At 74.0% G+C, this 20770-nt stretch carries 15 protein-coding genes; 6 read left to right on the top strand and 9 right to left on the bottom strand.

Annotated elements, in window-relative coordinates; genetic code table 11:
• Positions 1-91: 91 nt before the first annotated feature.
• The 3 genes from MJ876_RS20995 to MJ876_RS20985 are packed head-to-tail and all read right to left on the bottom strand — an operon-like array spanning position 92 to position 4067.
• Entirely contained in the window at positions 92-1546 is a 1455-nt protein-coding gene (locus MJ876_RS20995) for an acetyl-CoA carboxylase carboxyltransferase subunit alpha/beta (RefSeq protein WP_240239395.1), read from the bottom strand.
• Positions 1543-2763, bottom strand: coding sequence for a CaiB/BaiF CoA-transferase family protein (locus MJ876_RS20990; RefSeq protein WP_240239393.1), 1221 nt, complete (start codon positions 2761-2763; stop codon positions 1543-1545). The genes MJ876_RS20995 and MJ876_RS20990 overlap by 4 nt, the downstream gene beginning before the upstream one ends.
• A gap of 5 nt (positions 2764-2768) precedes the next feature.
• Positions 2769-4067, bottom strand: coding sequence for an SLC13 family permease (locus MJ876_RS20985; protein WP_240239391.1), 1299 nt, complete (start codon positions 4065-4067; stop codon positions 2769-2771).
• A 106-nt stretch (positions 4068-4173) separates the two neighbouring features.
• Here MJ876_RS20985 and MJ876_RS20980 point away from each other — a divergent pair, with 106 nt between their 5' ends.
• The 3 genes from MJ876_RS20980 to MJ876_RS20970 are packed head-to-tail and all read left to right on the top strand — an operon-like array spanning position 4174 to position 6721.
• Complete coding sequence (locus MJ876_RS20980; protein WP_240239389.1) at positions 4174-4890, top strand: FadR/GntR family transcriptional regulator; 717 nt, start codon at positions 4174-4176, stop codon at positions 4888-4890.
• The gene (locus MJ876_RS20975) at positions 4887-5657 is read left to right on the top strand and encodes a sulfite exporter TauE/SafE family protein (RefSeq protein WP_240239388.1); all 771 of its coding nucleotides are present in this window, start codon (positions 4887-4889) and stop codon (positions 5655-5657) included. Before MJ876_RS20980 ends, MJ876_RS20975 begins: the two co-directional genes overlap by 4 nt.
• A gap of 32 nt (positions 5658-5689) precedes the next feature.
• Positions 5690-6721, top strand: a complete 1032-nt coding sequence (locus tag MJ876_RS20970; RefSeq protein ID WP_240239387.1) for a Ku protein — start codon at positions 5690-5692, stop codon at positions 6719-6721.
• A 124-nt stretch (positions 6722-6845) separates the two neighbouring features.
• Here MJ876_RS20970 and MJ876_RS20965 read toward each other — a convergent pair whose 3' ends face one another.
• Entirely contained in the window at positions 6846-11648 is a 4803-nt protein-coding gene (locus MJ876_RS20965; RefSeq protein ID WP_240239386.1) for an NAD-glutamate dehydrogenase, read from the bottom strand.
• A gap of 89 nt (positions 11649-11737) precedes the next feature.
• Between MJ876_RS20965 and MJ876_RS20960 the strand changes: the two genes are divergently transcribed.
• On the top strand, positions 11738-12205 hold the full coding sequence (locus tag MJ876_RS20960) for a DUF2505 domain-containing protein (RefSeq protein WP_240239385.1): 468 nt from the start codon (positions 11738-11740) through the stop codon (positions 12203-12205).
• A 69-nt stretch (positions 12206-12274) separates the two neighbouring features.
• Here MJ876_RS20960 and pruA read toward each other — a convergent pair whose 3' ends face one another.
• Positions 12275-13903, bottom strand: a complete 1629-nt coding sequence (pruA, locus tag MJ876_RS20955; RefSeq protein WP_240239384.1) for an L-glutamate gamma-semialdehyde dehydrogenase — start codon at positions 13901-13903, stop codon at positions 12275-12277.
• Between the two features lie 102 nt (positions 13904-14005).
• Entirely contained in the window at positions 14006-15427 is a 1422-nt protein-coding gene (locus MJ876_RS20950; protein WP_240239383.1) for a wax ester/triacylglycerol synthase family O-acyltransferase, read from the bottom strand.
• Positions 15428-15514: 87 nt separating this feature from the next.
• Between MJ876_RS20950 and MJ876_RS20945 the strand changes: the two genes are divergently transcribed.
• Positions 15515-16840: a hypothetical protein gene (locus MJ876_RS20945; RefSeq protein ID WP_240239382.1), complete on the top strand. Its 1326-nt coding sequence runs from the start codon at positions 15515-15517 to the stop codon at positions 16838-16840.
• Here MJ876_RS20945 and MJ876_RS20940 read toward each other — a convergent pair.
• Entirely contained in the window at positions 16803-18086 is a 1284-nt protein-coding gene (locus MJ876_RS20940; RefSeq protein WP_240239380.1) for a hypothetical protein, read from the bottom strand. The genes MJ876_RS20945 and MJ876_RS20940 overlap by 38 nt on opposite strands.
• On the bottom strand, positions 18083-18760 hold the full coding sequence (locus MJ876_RS20935; RefSeq protein WP_240239378.1) for a hypothetical protein: 678 nt from the start codon (positions 18758-18760) through the stop codon (positions 18083-18085). Before MJ876_RS20935 ends, MJ876_RS20940 begins: the two co-directional genes overlap by 4 nt.
• A 99-nt stretch (positions 18761-18859) precedes the next feature.
• Between MJ876_RS20935 and MJ876_RS20930 the strand changes: the two genes are divergently transcribed.
• On the top strand, positions 18860-19123 hold the full coding sequence (locus MJ876_RS20930; RefSeq protein ID WP_240239376.1) for a helix-turn-helix domain-containing protein: 264 nt from the start codon (positions 18860-18862) through the stop codon (positions 19121-19123).
• A 392-nt stretch (positions 19124-19515) separates the two neighbouring features.
• Here the strand turns inward: MJ876_RS20930 and MJ876_RS20925 are convergent.
• The coding region (locus tag MJ876_RS20925) for a S1C family serine protease (RefSeq protein WP_240239374.1) at positions 19516-20770 on the bottom strand (1255 nt) is incomplete at its 5' end.

Below are 20770 nucleotides of genomic sequence, written 5' to 3'. Positions count from 1 at the left end.
TGAGGGATCGGCGGTCTCGACGCGGTCGCTCGCCAGGGCTCGCTCCCTGGTCGACCACCTCAGGCCGACGGTCGCCCCCTGCTCGACCGCCTCAGGGGCGGTCGCCGGGTGGGCCCGTCTCGCGCAGGCGGGCGATCCGGGAGGCGATCTCGGCGACCACGGCGACGGCGAGCGAGCGGGCGGACTCGCCGTCGGTCTCCGGCACGACGTGCTGCACGGTGTCGTCGGCGAGCAGGTCGACGGCGCGGACCTGCTGGTGCTCGGCCATCCGCGCGGCGTGCGACGTGTCGCCGCCGTGCACGATCGCGCTCGCGCCCTCCGGCGGCAGCGGCGAGAGCCAGGCCCGCTCGGTGGCGATCGACTCCCACGCCGGCAGCAGCGCCAGCGCCCCGCCGCCGCAGCCCTGACCGAGGACGACGGACAGCGTCGGCACCCGCATCGTGGCCAGGGTGGCGATGCACCGGGCGATCTCGCCGGCGATGGCGCCCTCCTCGGCGCGGGCGGACAGCTCCGCGCCGGGGGTGTCGATCACGGTGACGAGCGGCAGCCCGAGCTCCTCGGCGAGCCGCATCGCGCGCCGGGCCTCGCGCAGCGCGCCGGGACCCATCGGGGTGGCGCGGGTCTGACGGGTCCGGTCCTGACCGACGACGACGCACGGCTGCCCGTCGAGGCGGGTCAGCGCGACGAGGACCGTCGAGTCGTGCTCCCCCTCGTCGGTGCCGCGCAGTCGCACCGTCCCCGCGCCGCCGTGCCGCAGCAGGTCGCGGACTCCGGCGCGCTCGCGGGCCCGGGTGGCCTGGATGGAGTCCCACGCCCCCGGCGCGGTCGCGATCCCGCCGGTGCGCACCTCCAGCTCCGGCGCGGACGGCGGGTCGACGAGCACGGACAGCGCGCGGTCGACCAGCACGGGCAGCTGCTCGGCGGGGACGACGGCGTCGATGACGCCCTTGGCCGCGAGGTTCTCCGCGGTCTGGACGTCGGTGGGGAACGGCTCGCCGTTCAGCGCCTCGAACACCTTGGGGCCCAGGAAGCCCACCAGCGCACCGGGCTCGGCCACGGTCACGTGGGCCAGCGAGCCCCACGAGGCGAAGACCCCGCCGAGCGTCGGTCCGCGCAGGTAGACGAGGTAGGGCAGACCCGCGGCCCGGTGCTCCATGACGGCGCGGGAGATGTCGACCATCCGGACGAAGGCGGGGGTGCCCTCCTGCATCCGGGTGCCGCCGGAGGCGGTGGTAGCAAGGACGGGGAGCCCCTCCGCGGTCGCCCGGCGGACGGCGGCGACGATGCGCTCGGCAGCGGCCCGCCCGATCGAGCCGGCGAGGAAGCGAAACTCATTCGCCACGACCGCCACCGGCCGGCCGTGCATCAGTCCGCGGCCGGTGACGACCGACTCGTCAGTGCCCGCCTTCTCCGCCGCGGCCCGCAGGGTCGCCTGGTACTCCTCCGAGTGCCCGGTGATGTCGATCTCGGTGTCCCACGACTCGAACGACCCCTCGTCGAGGACCAGGTCGAGCAGGTCGCGGACGCCCCAGCGGCGAGCGGTCACGCCGTCCCCTCCTGCGCCCCCGGGTCGCGCGGTGCCGCTCCGACGGACGAGCGGATGGCCGCGCCGTGCTCGTCCAGCGCGGGCGGCGGGGTGAAGTCGCGGTGCGTGACCTCGGTGCCGTCGGCGTCGAAGAACCGCAGGGGCGGCCCGGGCAGCGTCACCGTGCCGAGGACGGGGTGCTCGACGTCCACGAGCAGGCCCTGGCTGGCGACCTGGTGCCACGTGTAGACGTCGTCCATCGTGCGGACCTTGCCCGCCGGGACACCGGCGTCGGCCAGGCGGGCGAGCAGCGGCTCGGCGTCGTGGTCGGCGAACGCCGCCTCGACGACCTCGATGACGCGCTCGCGGTTGCCGACCCGCTCGACGTTGGTCGCGAGGCCCTCGGCGTGCGGGTCCAGGTCGAACGCCGAGCACAGACGCCGCCACAGGCCCTCGCTGCCGACGGCGATCTGGACGATCCCGTCGCGGCAGTGGAACAACCCGTACGGCGAGATCGACGGGTGGTGGTTGCCGGCGGCCCTCGCGACCTCGCCGGCGACGGTCCACCGGGTGCCCTGGTAGGCGTGGACGCCGATGCTCGCCGCGAGCAGGGAGGTCCGCACGACGCGGCCCACGCCGGTGGTGGCGCGCTCGTGGAGCGCGGCGAGGACGCCGTACGCGCCGTACATCCCGGCGAGCAGGTCGGCGATCGGGACCCCGAACTTCTGCGGGTGCTCCGGGTCCGCGCCGGTCAGCGACATCAGCCCGGCCTCGCCCTGGGCGATCTGGTCGTACCCCGCGCGACCACCCTCGGGGCCGTCGTGGCCGAACCCGGTGATCGACAGGACGACGAGCCGCGGGTTGCGGGCGCAGAGGTCGGCGACGCCGAGCCCGAGGCGCTCCAGCACGCCGGTGCGGAAGTTCTCGACCAGCACGTCGGCGGCGTCGACGAGGCCCAGCAGGACCTGCTTGTCGGCCTCGGACTTCAGGTCGAGGGCGATCGACTCCTTGTTGCGGTTGGCGGAGAGGAAGTAGGTCGAGACGTGGTGCTCGTCCCCGACGAACGGCGGGCCCCAGCCGCGGGAGTCGTCGCCGGCGCCGGGGGTCTCGACCTTCACGACGCGGGCGCCGAGGTCGCCGAGCATCTGGGTCGCGTGGGGCCCGGCGAGGGCGCGGGACAGGTCGACGACGGTCACGTCGGCCAGCGGGCCTCCCCCGCCGGCGCTGGTCTGGGTCATGGGTCTCACCATCCCGGCAGCACGAGGGCTGCCCATACGAGGAGCGGTCCGGCCAGCGTCACGATGACGCCGTACGTGAGGATCTGACGGTAGTAGTCCCGCTCGCCGATGTTGTCGGGGCGGTTCGCCAGCATGAGGGCCCCGTTGGTCGAGAAGGGGCTGACGTCGACGATCGTCGAGCTCACCGCGAGGGCGGCGACGAAGAGCCCGGCGGAGATCCCGCCCTCCGCGATGAGGGGCAGGCCGATCGGGATGATCACCGGCAGCAGCGCGGTGGACGACGCGAAAGCGGACACGATGCCGCCGACGTAGCAGAGGATCAGGGCCCCGATCGCGGCCGCGCCGAGGCCGGCCGCCCAGCGGCCGACGAACTCCGAGCTGCCCGCCTCGACGAGGACGAACGCGTAGGTGCTGACGCCCGCGACGAGGAGCACGGTCGGCCAGGCGACCTGCTTCACGGCGCCGGAGTTCTGCGCCGGGGAGAGCATCGTGAGCAGGACGGCGGCGGTGATCGCGACGAAGCCGATGTTGCGCTCGAAGGCCAGCGCGATCGCCGCGACACCGACGAACGCCACGAGGGTCAGGACCTGGTCGGTGCGGGCGCGGCGGGCGGTGGGGCGCGTCTGCGTCGCGGTGCCACCGGTGCCGTCCGCGCCGTCCTTGTCCTCGACGTCCTCCTGCGAGGGGTCGATCCGCATGCCCATGAGCCGTCGTCCGCCGAGCAGGACGAAGAGCAGCAGCGCCATCAGCAGGTTCACGACGAGGCTGGACAGGAAGATGACGAGCTCGGAGCTCGGCAGCCCGGCCTCGGCCATGACGCCGTTGGTGACCGAGCCGTAGATGCTGATGGGCGAGAAGCCGCCGCCCTGGGCGCCGTGGACGACGAACATGCCCATCATCAGCGGGTTGATGTTGTAGCGCCCGGCGAAGCCGAGCGCGATCGGCCCGACGATGGCGCAGGCCGCGGGGCTGACGGCGCCGACGCCGGTGAGGATCGCGGTGACCGCGAACATCACCCACGGGATCAGCGCGACCCGGCCGCCGACGGCCTTGACCGCGGTATCCACGATCAGCTCGACCGTGCCGTTGTTGTTGGCGATCGCGAAGAGGTAGGTCACCCCGACGATCGTCAGCACGAGGTCGCCGCTGAGCCCGCCGATGATCTCGGACTCGTCGAGGCCGAGGGAGTACATCCCGACGAGCCAGGCGGCGACGAAGCCCAGCGCTCCCATGTTCACCGGCAGCACCGTGCCGATCACGAACAGCGCGACGAGCGCGATGATCGCGACGTATTCCGGTCCCATGCGGACCTCCTCCCGCCCCGGCCTCCCGGGGCTGACGTGACGCCGATCACTGGCGCAGTGGCCTAGCCAATAGGTCAGTGCGCCATCCGTCAATACGCTGGCCCGCGTGACCGACACCGACCTCCCCCGCCGCCTGCGCCGCAGCCGGCTCTACGAGCAGGTGGCCGAGCAGATCTCCGAGTGGATCGGCGCCCGTGACCTGCGGCCCGGCGACAAGCTGCCCGCCGAGCGCGAGCTGGCCGAGCGGCTCGGGGTCAGTCGCGCCACCCTCAGCCAGGCGCTGGTCGCGCTCGAGGTGGTCGGTGTGGTCGAGGTCCGGCACGGCGACGGCACGGTCGTCGCCCGGACCGGCACCGGCGCCGGCACGGGCCGGGTCCTGCAGTCCGTGCGGGACCACGCCGACCGGCTCCCCGACGTCCTCGACGCCCGGGACGCCCTGGAGACGAAGATCGCGGCGCTGGCGGCGGAGCGCCGTACCGACGCCGACCTGGCCGAGATCGACGCCGCCCTGCAGGTCATGGCGGACGACGTCGCCGCCGGCGGGCGCGGCATCGAGGCCGACGAGCGGTTCCACGCCGCGGTCACCGCGGCGGCCCACTCCTCGGTGCTCGCCCAGATGATGGCCGAGATCGCGAGCCTGGTGCGGGAGACCCGGGTGGAGTCCCTCGGTCAGCCGGGCCGGCCCGCCGACTCCCTCGCGGGACACCGCGCCGTCGCCGACGCGATCCGCGACCGCGACCCCGCCGCGGCCGCGGAGGCCATGCACGCCCACGTCGTGAAGGTCGGCGACGTCGCGCTGCTGCGGGAGGGCCCGACCCCGTGACGCCGCTCGAGGCGCTCGCCGTCCTCGGCGCGGGGCTCGGCGCCGGCGTCCTCACCGCCACCGTCGGCGTGGCCTCGCTGCTGAGCTTCCCCGTCCTGCTCGCCGTCGGCCTGCCGCCCGTCGTCGCGAACGCGTCGAACACCATCGGGCTGACCCCGGGGGCGCTGTCGGGCTCGTTCGGCTACCGTGCCGAGCTCCGCGAGCACCCCCGCGTCACCGCCGTCGTCCTCGCCGTCTGCGCCGTCGGCTCGGTGGCGGGGGCCCTGCTGCTCCTCGTGCTGCCGCCGGGGGTGTTCGAGGCGGTCGTGCCCTGGCTGATCCTGTTCACCTGCCTCCTCGTGGGCGCGCAGCCACGCATCTCCGCGGCCGTGCGACGGCGGGCGGAGGCCCGCGGCACCACCCCCGTCGAGCGCACCACGATGGGGCCCCTCACGACCCTCGCCACGGCCGTCACGGGCGTCTACGGCGGCTACTTCGGCGCCGGCTCGGGCGTGATGGCGCTGGCCGTCCTGGCCCTCGGCCTCGACATCGAGCTGCGCGTCGTCAACGCGCTGAAGACCGTCGCGATCCTGGCCGCGAACGTGGTCGCGTCGGTGATCTTCGTCGTCCTCGCCGACCTCGACTGGGCTGTCATCGGTCTGCTGGCCGCCGGCTCCGTCGTCGGCGGGTACGTCGGCGCCCGCATCGGCCGCCGCCTGCCCGCCCCCGCCCTGCGCGTCGGGGTGGTCGTCGTCGGCGTCGCCGCCGCGCTGCTGCTCCTGCGCTGACGCCGCCGGTCCGGCGCCCCCATACTGGGGGGATGCGGGCGATCTGGAAGGGCGCGGTCTCCTTCGGGCTGGTCAGCGTCCCGGTGAAGCTGTACTCGGCGACCGAGTCCCACGACGTGTCCTTCCGGCAGGTCCACGCGCAGGACGGCGGCCGGATCAAGTACCAGCGCGTCTGCTCCCTCGACGGCGAGGAGGTCGCGTACGCCGACATCGCCAAGGGCTACGAGACCGAGGACGGCGAGATGGTCGTCCTGACCGACGAGGACCTCGCCGACCTGCCGGTGACCTCGAGCCGGGAGATCGCGGTGGAGAAGTTCGTCCCCGCCGACCAGATCGACCCGATGCTGCTCGACAAGCCGTACTACCTGGAGCCCGAGAAGTCCGGCGCCAAGCCGTACGCGCTGCTGCGCCAGGCGCTGCTCGACGCCGACCGGATGGCCGTGGTGACCGTCGCGATCCGGCAGCGGACGACGATCGCCGTCCTGCGGGTCCGCTCCACTGAGGCCGGCGACGTCATCGTCATGCAGACGATGCTGTGGCCCGACGAGATCCGCACCCCGGACTTCTCCGTCGAGGCCGGCGACGTGAAGGACAACGAGGTCAAGATGGCCACGATGCTCGTCGAGACCCTCGCCGGGGACTTCGACGCCAGCGACTTCACCGACGACTACGCCGAGGCCGTCCAGGCCGTCGTCACCGCCAAGATCGAGGGCGGCGAGGTGCAGCGCACCGAGACCTCCACCAAGACCTCCGGCGAGGTCGTCGACCTGCTCGCCGCGCTGCAGCGCTCCGTCCAGGCGGCCAAGACCGCGCGGGGCGAGTCCTCCGACGACTCGTCCGCGGACGAGTCGTCGGAGGAGAAGCCGGCGAAGAAGACGGCGGCGAAGAAGACGGCGGCGGAGAAGACGGCGGCGAAGAAGTCGACCAAGAAGAAGACGGGCTCGTCCGACTCCTCCGAGGACGAGCCGGCCGCGAAGAAGTCGACGACCAAGAAGGCCGCCACCAAGAAGTCAGCGGCCAAGAAGTCGTCGTCCCGCAAGACCGCCGCCAAGAAGGCCAGCTGACGCAGCCACCCGGCGTACGTGGCTGACGATGTCGCGACGTGGCCCCGAAGTTTCGGGGGCCACGTCGGGGTTTCACCAGCCGGCTGGTGAAACCCGGGGCGGCTGGGGCCGGAGCGGCCCGGACCTAGTCCAGCAACCCGCGGACGACGCGCAGGCCGACGGACAGCCGGGCGAGCTCGGGCTGCTCCTCCTCGCAGATCTCGGCGAGGGAGGAGACGGCGCGGGCGACGAGCTCGGCGTCGAGGTCCTCCCAGGCCGCGACCCGGGCCGACGCCGACTCGTCGGGCGAGGTGGCGGTGAGCACCTGGGCGGTGAGCTGGTGGTGGACGGTGTGCAGGTCGTCGCGCAGCGTGGCCCGGGCCATCGTCTGCCACCGGTCCTCGCGGGGCAGCGCCAGGATCCGCTGCGTCAGCAGCGACAGCCCGAGCCGCTCGCCGAGGACGAAGTGGAGCCGGGTGACGTCGACGGGGTCGAGGTCGTCGCGCCCGGCGGTCTCGACCACACCCAGCAGCATGTACGCCGGCGGCAGGGCCGCGACCCGGGAGGCGAGGTCCTCGGGCACCCCGTCGCCGACGAGGGCGTCGCGGCGCGCGCAGAAGGCGTCGAGCTCGCGGCCGGTCATGAGCTCGGGCAGCATCGGCAGGAGCCGCTGCGCGGTGACGCCGAACGACTCGACGACGGCCTCCGCGTCGACGTACCCGCGGCGGTTGTTCAGCAGCCACCGCGAGGCCCGCTCGACCAGCGTCCGCATCTCGAGGCGCATCCGGGTCTGGACGGCGGCGTCGAGCCGGTTGTCGTACGTCGTCAGCTCCTCGCGCAGGGCGAGGGAGCCGAAGATCTCACGGGCGACGAAGTTCGCCAGGACGACCTCCGCCGCCGACGCGCCGGTCTCGTCGGCAAGGCGCGGCCAGAAGGTCATGCCGGCGCCGTTGACCAGGTCGTTGACGACGGTGGTCGTCACGATCTCCCGCTTCAGCTGGTGCGCCTCCATCTGGGGGCGGTAGTCCTGCCGCAGCGCCGCCGGGAAGTAGCTGTAGAGGTCGATCCGCAGGAACGGGTCGTCGGGCAGGTCGGAGGCGACCAGCTCGCGGGCCAGCACGATCTTCGTCCACGCCATGAGGACGGCGGCCTCCGGCGTCGTCAGCCCCTGGCCACGGCCGAGGCGCCGACGCACCTCGCGGCTGCTGGGCAGCCCCTCCAGCTCGCGGTCAATGACGCCCTTGCGCTCGAGGCGGCGCATCCAGTCCTCGTGCACGTGCAGCAGGTCCGCCGCGTTCGCCTGGGCGTTGGCCAGGGCCAGGTTCTGCTCGTAGTTGTCGCGCAGGACCAAGTGGGCGACGTCGTCGGTCATCGAGGCGAGCAGCGCGGGCCGCTCCTGTGCCGACAGCGACCCCTCGGCCATGACGAGGTCGAGCAGGATCTTGATGTTGACCTCGCGGTCGGACGTGCCGACGCCCGCCGAGTTGTCGATGAAGTCGGTGTCGATGCGGCCGTGCGAGTCCTCGGGGCCGCCGAGCCGGGCGTACTCGATGCGCCCGAGCTGGGTGAGACCGAGGTTGCCGCCCTCCCCCACGCACCGCACCCGCAGGTCGCGCCCGTCGACCCGGATCGCGTCGTTGGCCTTGTCGCCGGCGTCGGCGTTCGTCTCGTCGGACGACTTGACGTAGGTGCCGATCCCGCCGTTCCACAGCAGGTCGGCGGGCGCCAGCAGGATCGCGCGCATCAGCTCGGCCGGCGTGAGGTGCTCGACGCCGTCGTCCAGACCGAGCCGCGCCCGCACCTGAGGGCTGACCGGCACGGACTTCGCCGTCCGCGGGTAGACGCCGCCGCCCTCGGAGATCAGGGAGGTGTCGTAGTCGGCCCAGCTCGACCGGGGCAGCTCGAAGATCCGCTCCCGCTCGGCGTACGACGTCGCCGCGTCGGGGTCGGGGTCGAGGAAGACGTGGCGGTGGTCGAAGGCCGCGACGAGCCGGATGTGGCGGCTGCAGAGCATCCCGTTGCCGAACACGTCGCCGGACATGTCGCCGATGCCGACGACGGTGACGTCCTCGCTCTGGCAGTCGATCCCCATCTCGCGGAAGTGCCGCTGCACCGAGACCCACGCGCCGCGGGCGGTGATGCCCATCGCCTTGTGGTCGTAGCCGACGGAGCCGCCGGACGCGAACGCGTCGCCGAGCCAGAAGCCCCGCTCCAGCGCGATGGAGTTGGCGATGTCGGAGAACGTGGCGGTGCCCTTGTCGGCGGCGACCACGAGGTAGGAGTCGTCACCGTCGTGGCGCACCACCCGCTCCGGCGGCACGGTCGCGCCGTCCACCAGGTTGTCGGTGACGTCGAGCAGCGCGGAGACGAACGTCCGGTAGCAGGCGACGCCCTCGTCCATCCAGGCCTGGCGGTCGCCGGGGTCGGGCAGGTTCTTCGCGTAGAACCCGCCCTTCGCGCCGACCGGCACGATCACCGTGTTCTTCACCATCTGGGCCTTCACCAGGCCCAGGACCTCGGTGCGGAAGTCGTCGCGGCGGTCGGACCACCGCAGCCCGCCGCGCGCGACCGGCCCGAACCGCAGGTGCACGCCCTCGACGCGCGGCGAGTACACGAAGATCTCGTACGCCGGGCGCGGCGCCGGCAGGTCGGGCAGGCTTCCCGGGTCGAGCTTGAACGCCATGTGCGCCCGGGGCCGGCCGTCGTCGTCGACCTGGAAGAAGCTGGTTCGCAGGGTGCCCTCGACGTGCGCGACGTAGCTGCGGACGATCCGGTCGTGGTCGAGGCTGGCGACGTCGTCCAGGCCCCGCTCGATCCGCCTGCGCACCTCGGCGTAGCGCTCCGCGCGCGCCTCGTCGTCCAGGTCGAGGTCGGGGTCGAAGCGCGTCTCGAAGAGACGCACCAGCTCGCGGGCCAGGTCGGTGTTGCCGACGAGCGCGCCCGTGATCGTGTCGAGGGCGAACGGCGTCAGGCCCTGGCGCATGTACCTCGCGTACGCCCGCAGCACCGAGGCCTGCCGCCAGGTCAGCCCGGCCCCGAGGACGAGGCCGTTGAAGCCGTCGGGCTCGTTGTAGCCCTCCCAGATCGCGCGCAGCGCGTCCTCGAACAGGCGGGCGGCGTGGTGGGGCTCGCGGCCGGGGTGGCGCAGGCCGAACTCGTAGCAGAAGAAGTCCCGGCCCTCGACCGTCAGCTGGTAGGGCCGCTCGTCGACGACCTCGACGCCGAGCGAGGTCAGCATCGGCAGCACGTGGGACAGGGACAGCGGGGAGTCGGCGCGGTAGACCTTCAGGCGGATGTCCCCGCGCGGGAGGGCGTCGGCCTCGTCGTCATCGTCCGGCAGCTCCGCCGGCCGGCTCAGCGCGAGGTCGAACCCGCTCGAGCCCGGCTCGGCGAGGGCCTGGAGGCGGGTCACGTCCTCGGCGCCGGTGGCGGCCGTGAAGTCCTCCTTGTAGGCCTCCGGGAACGCCTCGGTCCAGCGGCGGGCCAGCCGGCGTCCCTCGCGCTCGCCGTGCGCGGACACCAGGGCGTGCTGCAGGTCGTCGCGCCACGAGCGGGAGGCCTCGTTGAGGGCCCGCTCCAGCGCCTCGTCGTCCACCTCGGGCAGCGTCGCGCCGGAGGCCGGGCGCACGACGAGGTGCACCCGCGCCATCGCCGACTCGTCGATCCGCACGGAGAACTCGACGGTGGCCGCCTCGAGGCGGTCGCGCAGGATCGAGCGGAACCGCTCACGGACCGCGGTGGTGTAGCGGTCGCGGGGCAGGTAGACGAGCACCGACAGGTAGCGCCCGCGGCCCTCGCGCCGGGCGAAGACCCGCAGCGCCCGCCGCTCGCGCGCCCACATCAGCTGCTCCGCGAGCGGGGTCAGCTCGTCGACGCCCGCGCCGAAGAGCTCGTCGCGCGGGTAGTTCTCCAGCACGTCCATCAGCGCCTTGCCGGCGTGGCTGGACTTGTCGAACCCGAGGCGCTGCAGCACCTGCGCGGCCTTCTCCCGCAGCAGCGGCACCCGGGTCAGCGACTCGGTGTACGCCGCCGAGGAGAACAGCCCCACGAACCGCCGCTCGCCCGTGACGGCGCCGTCCTCGTCGTACGTCGTCACCGCGACGACGTCGAGGTACGCCGCCCGGTGGACGGTGGACCGCTCGTCCGCCTTCGCGATCCGCAGCAGCGGCCGCGGGGAGCCGTCGTCCGGCTCGGCGTCGTCGGCGTCCGGGTCGGAGCGCAGGATGCCGAGGCCGGTGCCCGGCACGGGGCTCAGCCGGCCCCCGGCGACGGTGAGGTCACGACACCCGAGGAACGTGAAGTGGTCGTCGGCCAGCCACTCGAGCAGCTCGACGGCCTCCGAGACCTGCCCCGTCGTCCCGGTCTGTGGCGCGCCCGCGGGGTCCGCGCGCAGGTCGGCGACGACCTCGCCGACCCGGGCGTGCATCTTGCCCCAGTCCTCGACGGCCTCGCGGACGTCGCGGAGCACGGCCAGGATCGCGGACTCGAGCTCGGCCGGGTCGTCGTCCGGCCCGAGGCGGTCGATCTCGACGTGCATCCACGACTCGCGCACCTCGTCGTCGCCCGGCCGGTCGGGCTGCCCCGGCTCGGGCGCCGGACGCACGGAGCGCAGCGCACCCGCCACGTCGCGGGTCACCATCATCTGGGGGTGGACGATGACGTGGACGGTGTGGCCGGCCTCGTCGAGCGCCATCGTCAGCGAGTCGACGAGGAACGGCATGTCGTCGGTGACGGTCTCGACGACCGTGCGGCCCTGGCAGGACCACCCGTCCTCGCCGGGCTCGGGGGTGTGGACCCGCACCCGCGCCGTGCCCTGCGGCCGGGTCGCCGCCAGGTCCGCGTGGGCGTCGTACGCCGCCTCGAGGTCGTTCGCCTCGCGCTCGAGCACCTCCTCCGGTGGGACGTGTCGGTAGTAGGCGCGCAGCAGGGTGTCGTCGACGGTGACCACCTGCCGAGGCTAGGCCATGGGAGGCCCCTTCCGGCATGCCCCATGATGTGCACACCTGTACCGCCGAGCCGTTCCCCGGGAGGACCCTGATGGCGACACGCCTGACCTACGACATGCCCTACTCCGCCAGCCCCGACGAGGTCTCGGCGATGCTCGACGACCAGGGCTTCCGGGAGGCCGTGTGCGAGCGCCAGGGCGCCACGCGGCACGACGTGTCGATCGACGGCGACGAGGTCCGGATCGAGTTCGGGCGCAAGACGAAGGGCCTGCCGGGCTACGCCACGAAGATCGTCGGTGACGAGGTCACCATCGTGCAGACCGAGACCTGGACCTCCGCCACCCACGCCGACGTGACGCTCGTGATCCCCGGCAAGCCGGGCGAGGTCTCCGGCACCCTCGACATCGAGCCGGACGGCGACGGCGCCGTCGAGAGGATCGTCCTCGACATCACCGTCAAGGTGCCCATGGTCGGCGGCAAGATCGAGGGCCTGCTCAAGGACATGCTCCGCGACGGGCTCCGCAAGGAGCACGAGGTCGGCAAGGAGCGGCTGGGCTGAGCCCGGCCCCGTCCCGCCGACCTCGTGTCGCCGCCCTGGGGCCCTCAGGGCCCTGGGGGCCCTGGGGGCTCAGCCCATGTACGGGTAGCGGTAGTCCGTCGGCGGGACGAACGTCTCCTTGATCGAGCGCGGGCTCGTCCAGCGCATCAGGTTGCTGGGCGCGCCCGCCTTGTCGTTCGTGCCGGAGGCGCGCGCGCCGCCGAAGGGCTGCTGGCCGACGACCGCGCCGGTGGGCTTGTCGTTGACGTAGAAGTTGCCGGCCGCGAAGCGGAGCTTCTCGCGGGTCCAGGCGATCGCCCGGCGGTCCTGGGCGATGACCGCGCCGGTCAGGGCGTAGTCGGCGATCGACTCCATCTCGTGGACCACCCGCTCGAAGTCGGCGTCCTCGTAGACGTGGACGCCGAGGATCGGGCCGAAGTACTCGGTGGTGAACAGCTCGTCGGTCGAGTCCGTCGAGACCACGACGGTGGGGCGGACGAAGTAGCCGACCGAGTCGTCGTACTGCCCGCCGGCCACGAGCTGGAGGTGGTCGACGCCCGCGATCCGGTCCAGCGCCTTCTTGTGCTTCGCGAACGCCCGGTCGTCGATGACGGCACCCATGAAGTGGGACAGGTCGGTGGGGTCGCCCATCGAGATGCCCTCGACCTCGCTGACCAGCGAGTCCCTCATCCGCTCCCACACCGAGCGGGCGACGTACGCACGGGAGGCGGCGGAGCACTTCTGCCCGGAGAACTCGAAGGCGCCGCGGATCATGGCGGTCCGCAGGACGTCGGGGTCGGCGGAGGGGTGGGCGACGATGAAGTCCTTGCCGCCGGTCTCGCCGACGATCCGCGGGTAGGAGCGGTAGCCGGCGATGTTCTCGCCGACCGTGCGCCACAGGTGCTGGAAGGTCGGGGTGGAGCCGGTGAAGTGGATGCCCGCCAGGTCGGGGTGCGCCAGCGCGACCTCGGAGACCTCGAGCCCGTCGCCGGGGAGCATGTTGATGACGCCGGGCGGCATGCCGGCCTCCTCGAGCAGCTCCATCGTCAGCGACGCGGCCAGCTGCTGCGTGGGCGAGGGCTTCCACAGCACCGTGTTGCCCATCAGCGCCGGCGCGGTGGGCAGGTTGCCGGCGATGGCGGTGAAGTTGAACGGCGTGATCGCGTAGACGAAGCCCTCGAGCGGGCGGTGGTCGGTGCGGTTCCAGATGCCCGGGGAGTTCGCGATCGGCTGGTCGGTGAGGATCTGCTTCGCGAAGTGGACGTTGAAGCGCCAGAAGTCGATGAGCTCGCACGCGGAGTCGATCTCGGCCTGGAACGCGGTCTTGCCCTGGCCGAGCATCGTGGCGGCGTTGATCCGCTGGCGCCACGGGCCGGCGAGCAGGTCGGCGGCCTTGAGGATCACCGCGCAGCGCTCGTCGACCGGCATGTCGCGCCACCCGGGCGCGGCATCGGCGGCCGCGGCGACGGCGTCCTTCGCGTCCTGCTGGGTGGAGTTGCGCGCCACGCCGAGCACGTGGGCGTGGTCGTGCGGCTGGACGACGGGGATCTCCGCGCCGCCGCCCTCGCGGCGCTCGCCACCGATGTGCGCGGACAGGTCGGTCTGGGTGCCCTCGAGCGCGGCCAGCTCGGTCAGCAGCGCCTCGCGCTCCGGGGTGCCCGGGGCGTAGGTGAGGTTCGGCTCGTTGATCGGGGCGGGCGGGGTGGTGACGGCGTCCATGCGCCGATCGTGTCACCCGCCCCGCGGCGGTGTCGAAGTCGCGGCGGCCCGCGGGACCACCCGCCGACGGGGCCCGGACCCGAGGACGACGGGTCCGGCGGGCTACCGCCCCCGCGGCGCGCGGGAGCCGGCGTTGCGGGCGGAGTCGACGAGCTCGTCGACCGCCTCGAGCAGGCACTGGCCGAGGACGTCGGCGTCCGGGAGGGCGTCGCGGTCGGCGGTCAGGCCGAAGTGGACGCCCCCGTCGTACGACGTGACGCCGATGGCGAGCGCGTGGTCGGGCATGAGCGGCGGCACGGGGTAGGTCGCGAGCAGCCGCGCGCCGGCGGCGTAACGGGGCTGCTGGGGACCGGGCACGTTGGTGACCGACAGGTCGAAGTGCGACGAGCGCTCCGCGGCGACCAGCCGTGAGCCGAGGGCGTGGTACGTCGAGGGGGCGAACCCGGCGGTCGACACGAGCCGCCGGGCGGCGACGGCGCGACCGCCCTCGCGGTGGGCCTTGAGGGAGTAGGACACCTGGTGCAGCCGCAACACGGGGTTGGGCTCCCCCACCGGGAGGTCGACGAGCTGGCCGGCGATCTGCGACCCGAGGGAGGTCGCCTCCAGCTCGTCGTCGAACACCGACAGCGGCACGAGGGCGCGGAGCTTGCGGATGCCGCCCATCGACTCCGACCGGGTCATCAGCCAGCCCCGCAGGCCTCCGGCGACGACGGCCAGGACGACGTCGTTGACGCTGCCGCCGTGGGCCTCGCGGACCTCGCGCAGGGTCGCGAGGTCGGTGCGGGCCAGCACCAGCCGTCGCTGCTGCGACAGCGGCCGCGTCACCGGCGACGTCGAGGCCGCCCCGCCGCCCAGGGCACCGCCCAGCGTGGTGACCCGGCGGACGCCGCGCGCGACGCCCCGCAGGGCACCGGTGCCGGCGACGGTCAGGGTGTCGACCGCGGTGCCGGGGTCGCGGACCGTGTCCCTCACGGCCGAGAAGGCCGTGGCGGCGGCACCGGGCCGCGGACGGGCCGACCAGGTGTCGGCGTCGCCGAGGGAGCGCGACTCCTGCTCGGCGTCGATGAGGACCTGGGCCAGGTCGACGGTGACCACCCCGTCGGCGAGCACGGGGTGAGACTTGGACAGCAGGGCGACGCGGTCGCCCTCGAGCCCCTCGACGAGGTACAGCTCCCACAGCGGCCGGCTGCGGTCGAGCGGTCGCGACACGATCCGCGCCACGAGCTCGCGCAGCTGGTCGTCGCCCCCGGGGCGGGGCAGGGCGGAGCGCCGGACGTGGTAGCCGAGGTCGAAGCGGGTGTCGTCGACCCAGGCGGGGGCGGCGAGGCCGCCGGGCACCTCCTGGAGCCGCTGGCGGTAGCGGGGCACGAAGGCGATCCGTTCCGCGACCAGGGCGGTGAGGCGCTCGTGGGTCAGGCCGGTGCCCGACGCGCCGCCGGAGAAGATCTCCACGGTCGCGTTGTGCACCGGCGTCTGCGACTCCGTCGCCAGCAACGCCAGGTCGCGCGGCCGCAGCCGGTCCACGGGGCCACCTTCCCCCGGGGCGAGGCCCGGGCTCCTTGTCTCCTCTGGGAGTCTGGTGGGCGATTCTGACAGAAGGGGCTCACCGGAGTGGACTGGCTCGTCCTCGCGCACGGCGTCGGCAACGCCGAGGACCTCCCGATCCCCCGCGACCTCGCGATCGCCGGGGCCGTCGGCGCCCTGGTGGTCTCCTTCACCGTCCTCGCGCTGGCCTGGCGCACCCCGCGGTACGCCGCGGCGCACGGCCGTCCCGTCCCCGCGATCGGCCGGGTCGCCGACTCCGCGGCACTCGCCTGGACGCTCCGGCTCGTCGGGGTCGCCCTCGTCGGCTTCGGGGTGTACGCCGCCCTGCTCGGCGAGGACGTGCTCATCAACCCGGTCTTCCGGATGTTCTACGTCCTGCTGTGGGTCGGCATCGTCCCCGCCTCGCTGCTGTTCGGGCACGCCTACCGGGCCCTGAGCCCGGTCCGCACGATCAACCTGCTGGTCGCCAAGGTGGCGGGCACCGACCCCTCCGAGGGCGTCTACCGCTACCCGGAGCGGCTCGGCACGTGGCCCGCCGCGCTCGGCCTGTTCGCCTTCGTCTGGTTCGAGCTGGTCTACCCCAGCTTCAACGAGCTGGGCCCGGTCCGCCTCTGGTTCGCGACCTACCTCGCGGTGATGCTGCTGGGCGGCGTGCTGTTCGGCGACCGGTTCTTCGCCCGGGCCGACCCCTTCGAGGTGTTCTCCTCCCTGGTGGCCCGCCTGTCGGTCTGGGGCCGCGACGACGACGGGACGCTCGTCGTCCGCTCGCCGCTGGCCAACCTCGCGCGCACGCCGGTGCTCCCCGGGCTGCTCGCCGTCGTCGCGGTGCTGTTCGGCAGCACGAGCTACGACTCCTTCCGTGAGTCGCCGGTCTGGGTGTCCTTCCAGACCGGGTACGACGGGGCGGTGCCCGCGCCGCTGCTCTCGACCGCGGCCCTGCTCGGCTTCTGCCTGCTCGCCGGCCTGCTCTTCGCCGCCGCCTGCGCGGCGACCGGGGTGCGCGAGGGCACCTCCCGCTGGGCCCTCGGCGGGCTGTTCGCCCACTCCGTCGTCCCCATCGTCGTCGGCTACTTCGTGGCCCACTACCTGAGCCTGTTCGTCGAGGACGGCCAGACGCTGCTGATCCAGATGAGCGACCCGCTCTCGAACGGCAGCAACCTGTTCGGCACGGCGGACTGGTCGGTGAGCTACTGGCTGTCGCTGCACCCGACCCTGCTCGCGAACATCAAGGTGCTCGGCGTGGTGCTGGGTCACATCGCCGGAGCGGTCGCCGCCCACGACCGCGCCCTGGAGCTGCTCCCCCGGCGCCACCAGCTCACCGGCCAGCTGCCCCTGCTGGCGGTGATGGTGGTCTTCACCGGCGGCGGGCTGCTCCTGCTGTTCGCCGCCTGAGGCGCGCGGCGCCGCGACCCCGCGGCGACGCCGCCACGGTGTTCGGCGCCATCGCGTCGACCAGGTCGGCCACCGCCCGGACGACGGCCTCCTCGCCGCTCTCCCGCAGGCTCCGCCCGGCCACCAGGGCGCGGTCGACCCCCGCACGGTCCTCCGGGACGAAGTGCAGCCCGGACAACCGGGCGAAGCCCTCGACCATCGCCGCCACCTCGGACTCCTTCCACCCCAGGCTGGGCCGCATCCGGTTGACGACCACCCGGACCGGCGCACCGGCCAGGACGTCGCGCACCTCGACCAGGCCCCGCGCGAGGCGGGACAGCCCGACGGGGTCGGCGGTGCCGACCACGACGACCTCGTCGGCGACCTCGAGGGCGCCGAGCGTCATCTGGTTGCGGGAGGGCCGCCCCATGACGCCGCCGCCGTCGTCGTCGAGGTCCGAGCCCGTGTCGACGACGACCACCGCCTGCTCCCGGGCCACCTCCAGCAGGTGCTCGAGCGCTCCCGGGCGGACCTCCGTCCACCGGTCGGACCGCGGCAGGCCGGTGACCACGCTGAGCCCGGGCGCCACCGCCCGCTGCACCGTGGCGAGCCGCGCCTCGAGGTCGCCCGACCCGGCGAGCCGGGCGGCGGCGAGCAGGCCCGACACCTCGTCCATGACCCCGAGCACCTGGGCGACCGCCCCGCCGCCGGGGTCGGCGTCCACCAGCATCGTGCGCACGCCCCGGTGCGCCAGCTCGGCCGCCAGGGTCGTCGCCAGCAGCGTCCGTCCGGGAGCGCCGCGCGGGCCCCAGACGGCGATCACCCGGCCGGGTGCGGGCGCCGCCGGCCCGGTGTCCGCCTCCGCCATGGCGGTGTCCGCCTCCGCCGTGGCGGGCTCGTCGGCGCCCGCGGCGACCAGCACGTCACCGAGCTCACCGACGCGCCCCTCGGGCAGCAGGGCGGTCACGCCCACCCGGCTCGCGCGCATGCGGGCCGCGCCCTCGTCGGTGTCCGCGCCGGAGACGGCGACGACCCGCACCCCGTGGCGGCGGAGGTGGTCGGTGGCCGCCGCGTCGAGCCCCGGGGCGTCGAGCGCGACCACGGCGGCCTGCGCCTGGCCGGTGGTCGCGGCTGCCATGAGGTCGTCGACGTCGACGCACCGCTTCAGCAGGACGACGCCGGGGCTCTCGCCGAGGACGCCCACCGCCGTCGACTCCCACGCCGCCCCCGAGGCGACGAGCAGCACGCAGAGCACGGGCGGGGTCACGGGACGCGCGTGAGGTAGACGGTGCCCTCGGCGAGGCCGCCCAGCGCCTCGGCGATCCCATCGCGCTGGTCCTCCGGGACGCCGACGACGACGCGCTGCGGCTCCCCCGCTCCCAGCTCGGCGGACGCGCCGCTCGGCGCCTCCACCACCACGACCGACTCGAGCACGAGGTCGGAGCCCCGGCTGCCGCGGCCGACGTACACGTCGACGAGGGAGCCGGACCCGACGGAGGACGGGATCCCGGTCGGCGCCACGGGCAGCGGGACCTCGACGACGTCCGAGGTCCCCGACCCGCCGAGGGCGGCGCGGGGCAGTAGCTCGCCGGCCCCGACCGCCCGCGACAGCTGCAGGTCGGCCGGCAGCTCGTCGTCCGCCGGGAGGTAGAGCGCGAGGTCGGCCTCGTCGACGAACCGCACCTCGCGGGCGACGAGGTCGTCGGCCGTGACGGTGTCGCCGACCCCGAGGTCGGTCGCCAGCCCCCAGACCGCGACGGAGTCGTCCGCGGAGGACACCAGCCGCACGCCGACCACGACCGAGACCGCCACGATGAGGACCCCGATCCAGAGCCGGGGGTCGCGCCACCCCGGGGTGCGGGCGCGGGTCGCGAGGGGGACGTCGGCGGCGGCGCGGTCGGGGCCGAGGGGCGAGGAGGTCGCGGCGGGCGGCGTGCTCACCGGCCTATCTTGCGACGGAGGGGCCCCGGTGGTCACGGCGTTCTCCACAGGCGGGGTGCCGTCCCAGCGGCCGGGGGCGCGCAGTGGCAGAGTTGCCCCATGCCCGGCACGCCACGGTTCCTCACGCTGGCCGACGTCGCGGAGATGCTGAGCACCTCCAGCGCGCAGGTCTACGCGCTGGTGCGCCGGGGCGACCTGCCCGCCATCAAGATCGGTGGTCGCGGGCAGTGGCGGGTGGAGAGCGAGCAGCTGGAGGCCTACATCCAGCGGATGTACGCCGAGACCCGCGACTACGTCGACCGCCACCCGTTCACGGAGGCCGAGTCCGCCGCTGAGGGCGCCGAGGTGGACTCCGAGGTCTAGTCATCCGCCCGGGCGCGCGTCTCGTGCCGAGTCGGCCCCGACGCACCCCGCCACACCGCCGAGTCGGCCCCAACGCACCCCGTCACACCGCCGAGTCGGCCCCAACGCACCCCGCCACACCGCCGAGTCGGCCCCGACGCACCAGCGACGCCAACGAGCCGTTTCCCAGAAGTGCCGGCGCGGAGATCGCCGGCTCGGCGTCCGCCAGGACCGGGGTTCGGGCCGGCGCGGCGTCAACCAGGACACGATCTCGGGCCGACTCGGCGCCCCCGGAGCGTGCGTCCAGGCCGGCTCGGCGCCCCCAGAGCGTGCGTCCGGGCCGACTCGGCGCCCCCGGAGCGTGCGTCCGGGCCGACTCGGCGTCCCCGGAGCGTGCGTCCGGGCCGACTCGGTCAGCCGACCTCGGAGTCGAGCTCGACCTCGACCCGGCGCTCGTCACCGTCCCGGTCGAGGGTCAGCTCGATGGTGTCGCCGGGCTGGTAGGTCCGGATCGCGACGATCAGGGCCTCGCCGTCGGTGACGATCGTGCCCTCGATCTCGGTGATGACGTCGCCCGCCTCGAGGCCCGCGGCCTGGGCCGGCGAGTCCGGGAGCACCTCCTCGACCGTGGCGCCCGGTGCCGCGGAGACACCGTCCCCGCCGCCGCCGGTCTGCACGGTGGCGCCGATGACGGGGTAGCGGGCCTCGCCGTCGCGGAGGATCTGGTCGGCGGTCACCTGGACCTGCTCGACCGGGATCGCGAAGCCGACGCCGATGTTTCCGGAGCTGCCGCCCAGGCCACCCGCGGTCGCGATGGCAGAGTTCACGCCCACGACCTGGCCCACGAGGTTGACCAGCGGCCCGCCGGAGTTGCCCGGGTTGATGGCGGCGTCGGTCTGCACGGCGCTGATGAAGGAGGACTCGTCGCCGTTCCCGGTGGTCACCGGCCGGTTCTTGGCGCTCACGATGCCGGAGGTGACGGTGGAGGTGAGGCCCAACGGGGAGCCGATGGCCACGACGCCCTCGCCGATGGCGAGGTCGTTCGAGGAGCCCAGGGCGGCGGGCGTCATGTCGCGCGCGTCCTCCGAGTAGAGGACGGCGAGGTCGTAGACGGCGCTGCGCCCGACGATCTCGGCGTCGTAGCGCTGGCCCTCGGAGTCGACGAGCTGGATGGCGCCGTCCTGGTCGGCGGCCCCGGCGACGACGTGGTTGTTGGTGACGACGTGGCCCTGGCGGTCCAGCACGAAGCCGGAGCCGGTCGCCCCGCCGTCCGCGCCCTCGGCGAGGATCTGCACGGTGCTGGGCAGGAGCTCCTGGGCGACGGCCGCGACGGAGCCCTCCTCGGCGTCGAGCGGCACGTCGGTGCGCAGGTCCACGCCGGACAGGCCGCCGGCGACGGTCCCGCCGCCCGCGCCACCGTTCACGAGCGCGGCGCCGATGGCACCGCCGAGCAGGCCCACCACGAGGGCGAGGGCCGCGGTCAGGGGCACGAGCCACCCGGGCACTCGACCCTTGGGCACGGGTGGGCGTCCGGGCCCGAGCATGGCGCGAGGCGGACCCGGAGGTCCGAACGGGCCGCCGGCGGCAGGGGCGCCCGGGGGCGGGTACGGCGCGGCACCCCACGGGCGCGGCATGCCGGGCGGCAGGCCGAGGGGGCCGGGCGGGCCG

This window comes from Nocardioides sp. CFH 31398 (assembly GCF_022436705.1).
In the GTDB taxonomy this organism is placed as follows: Bacteria; Actinomycetota; Actinomycetes; order Propionibacteriales; family Nocardioidaceae; genus Nocardioides.
The sequence above is the reverse complement of the archived record's forward strand: the minus strand, read 5'-3'. Positions and strand labels throughout refer to the sequence as shown.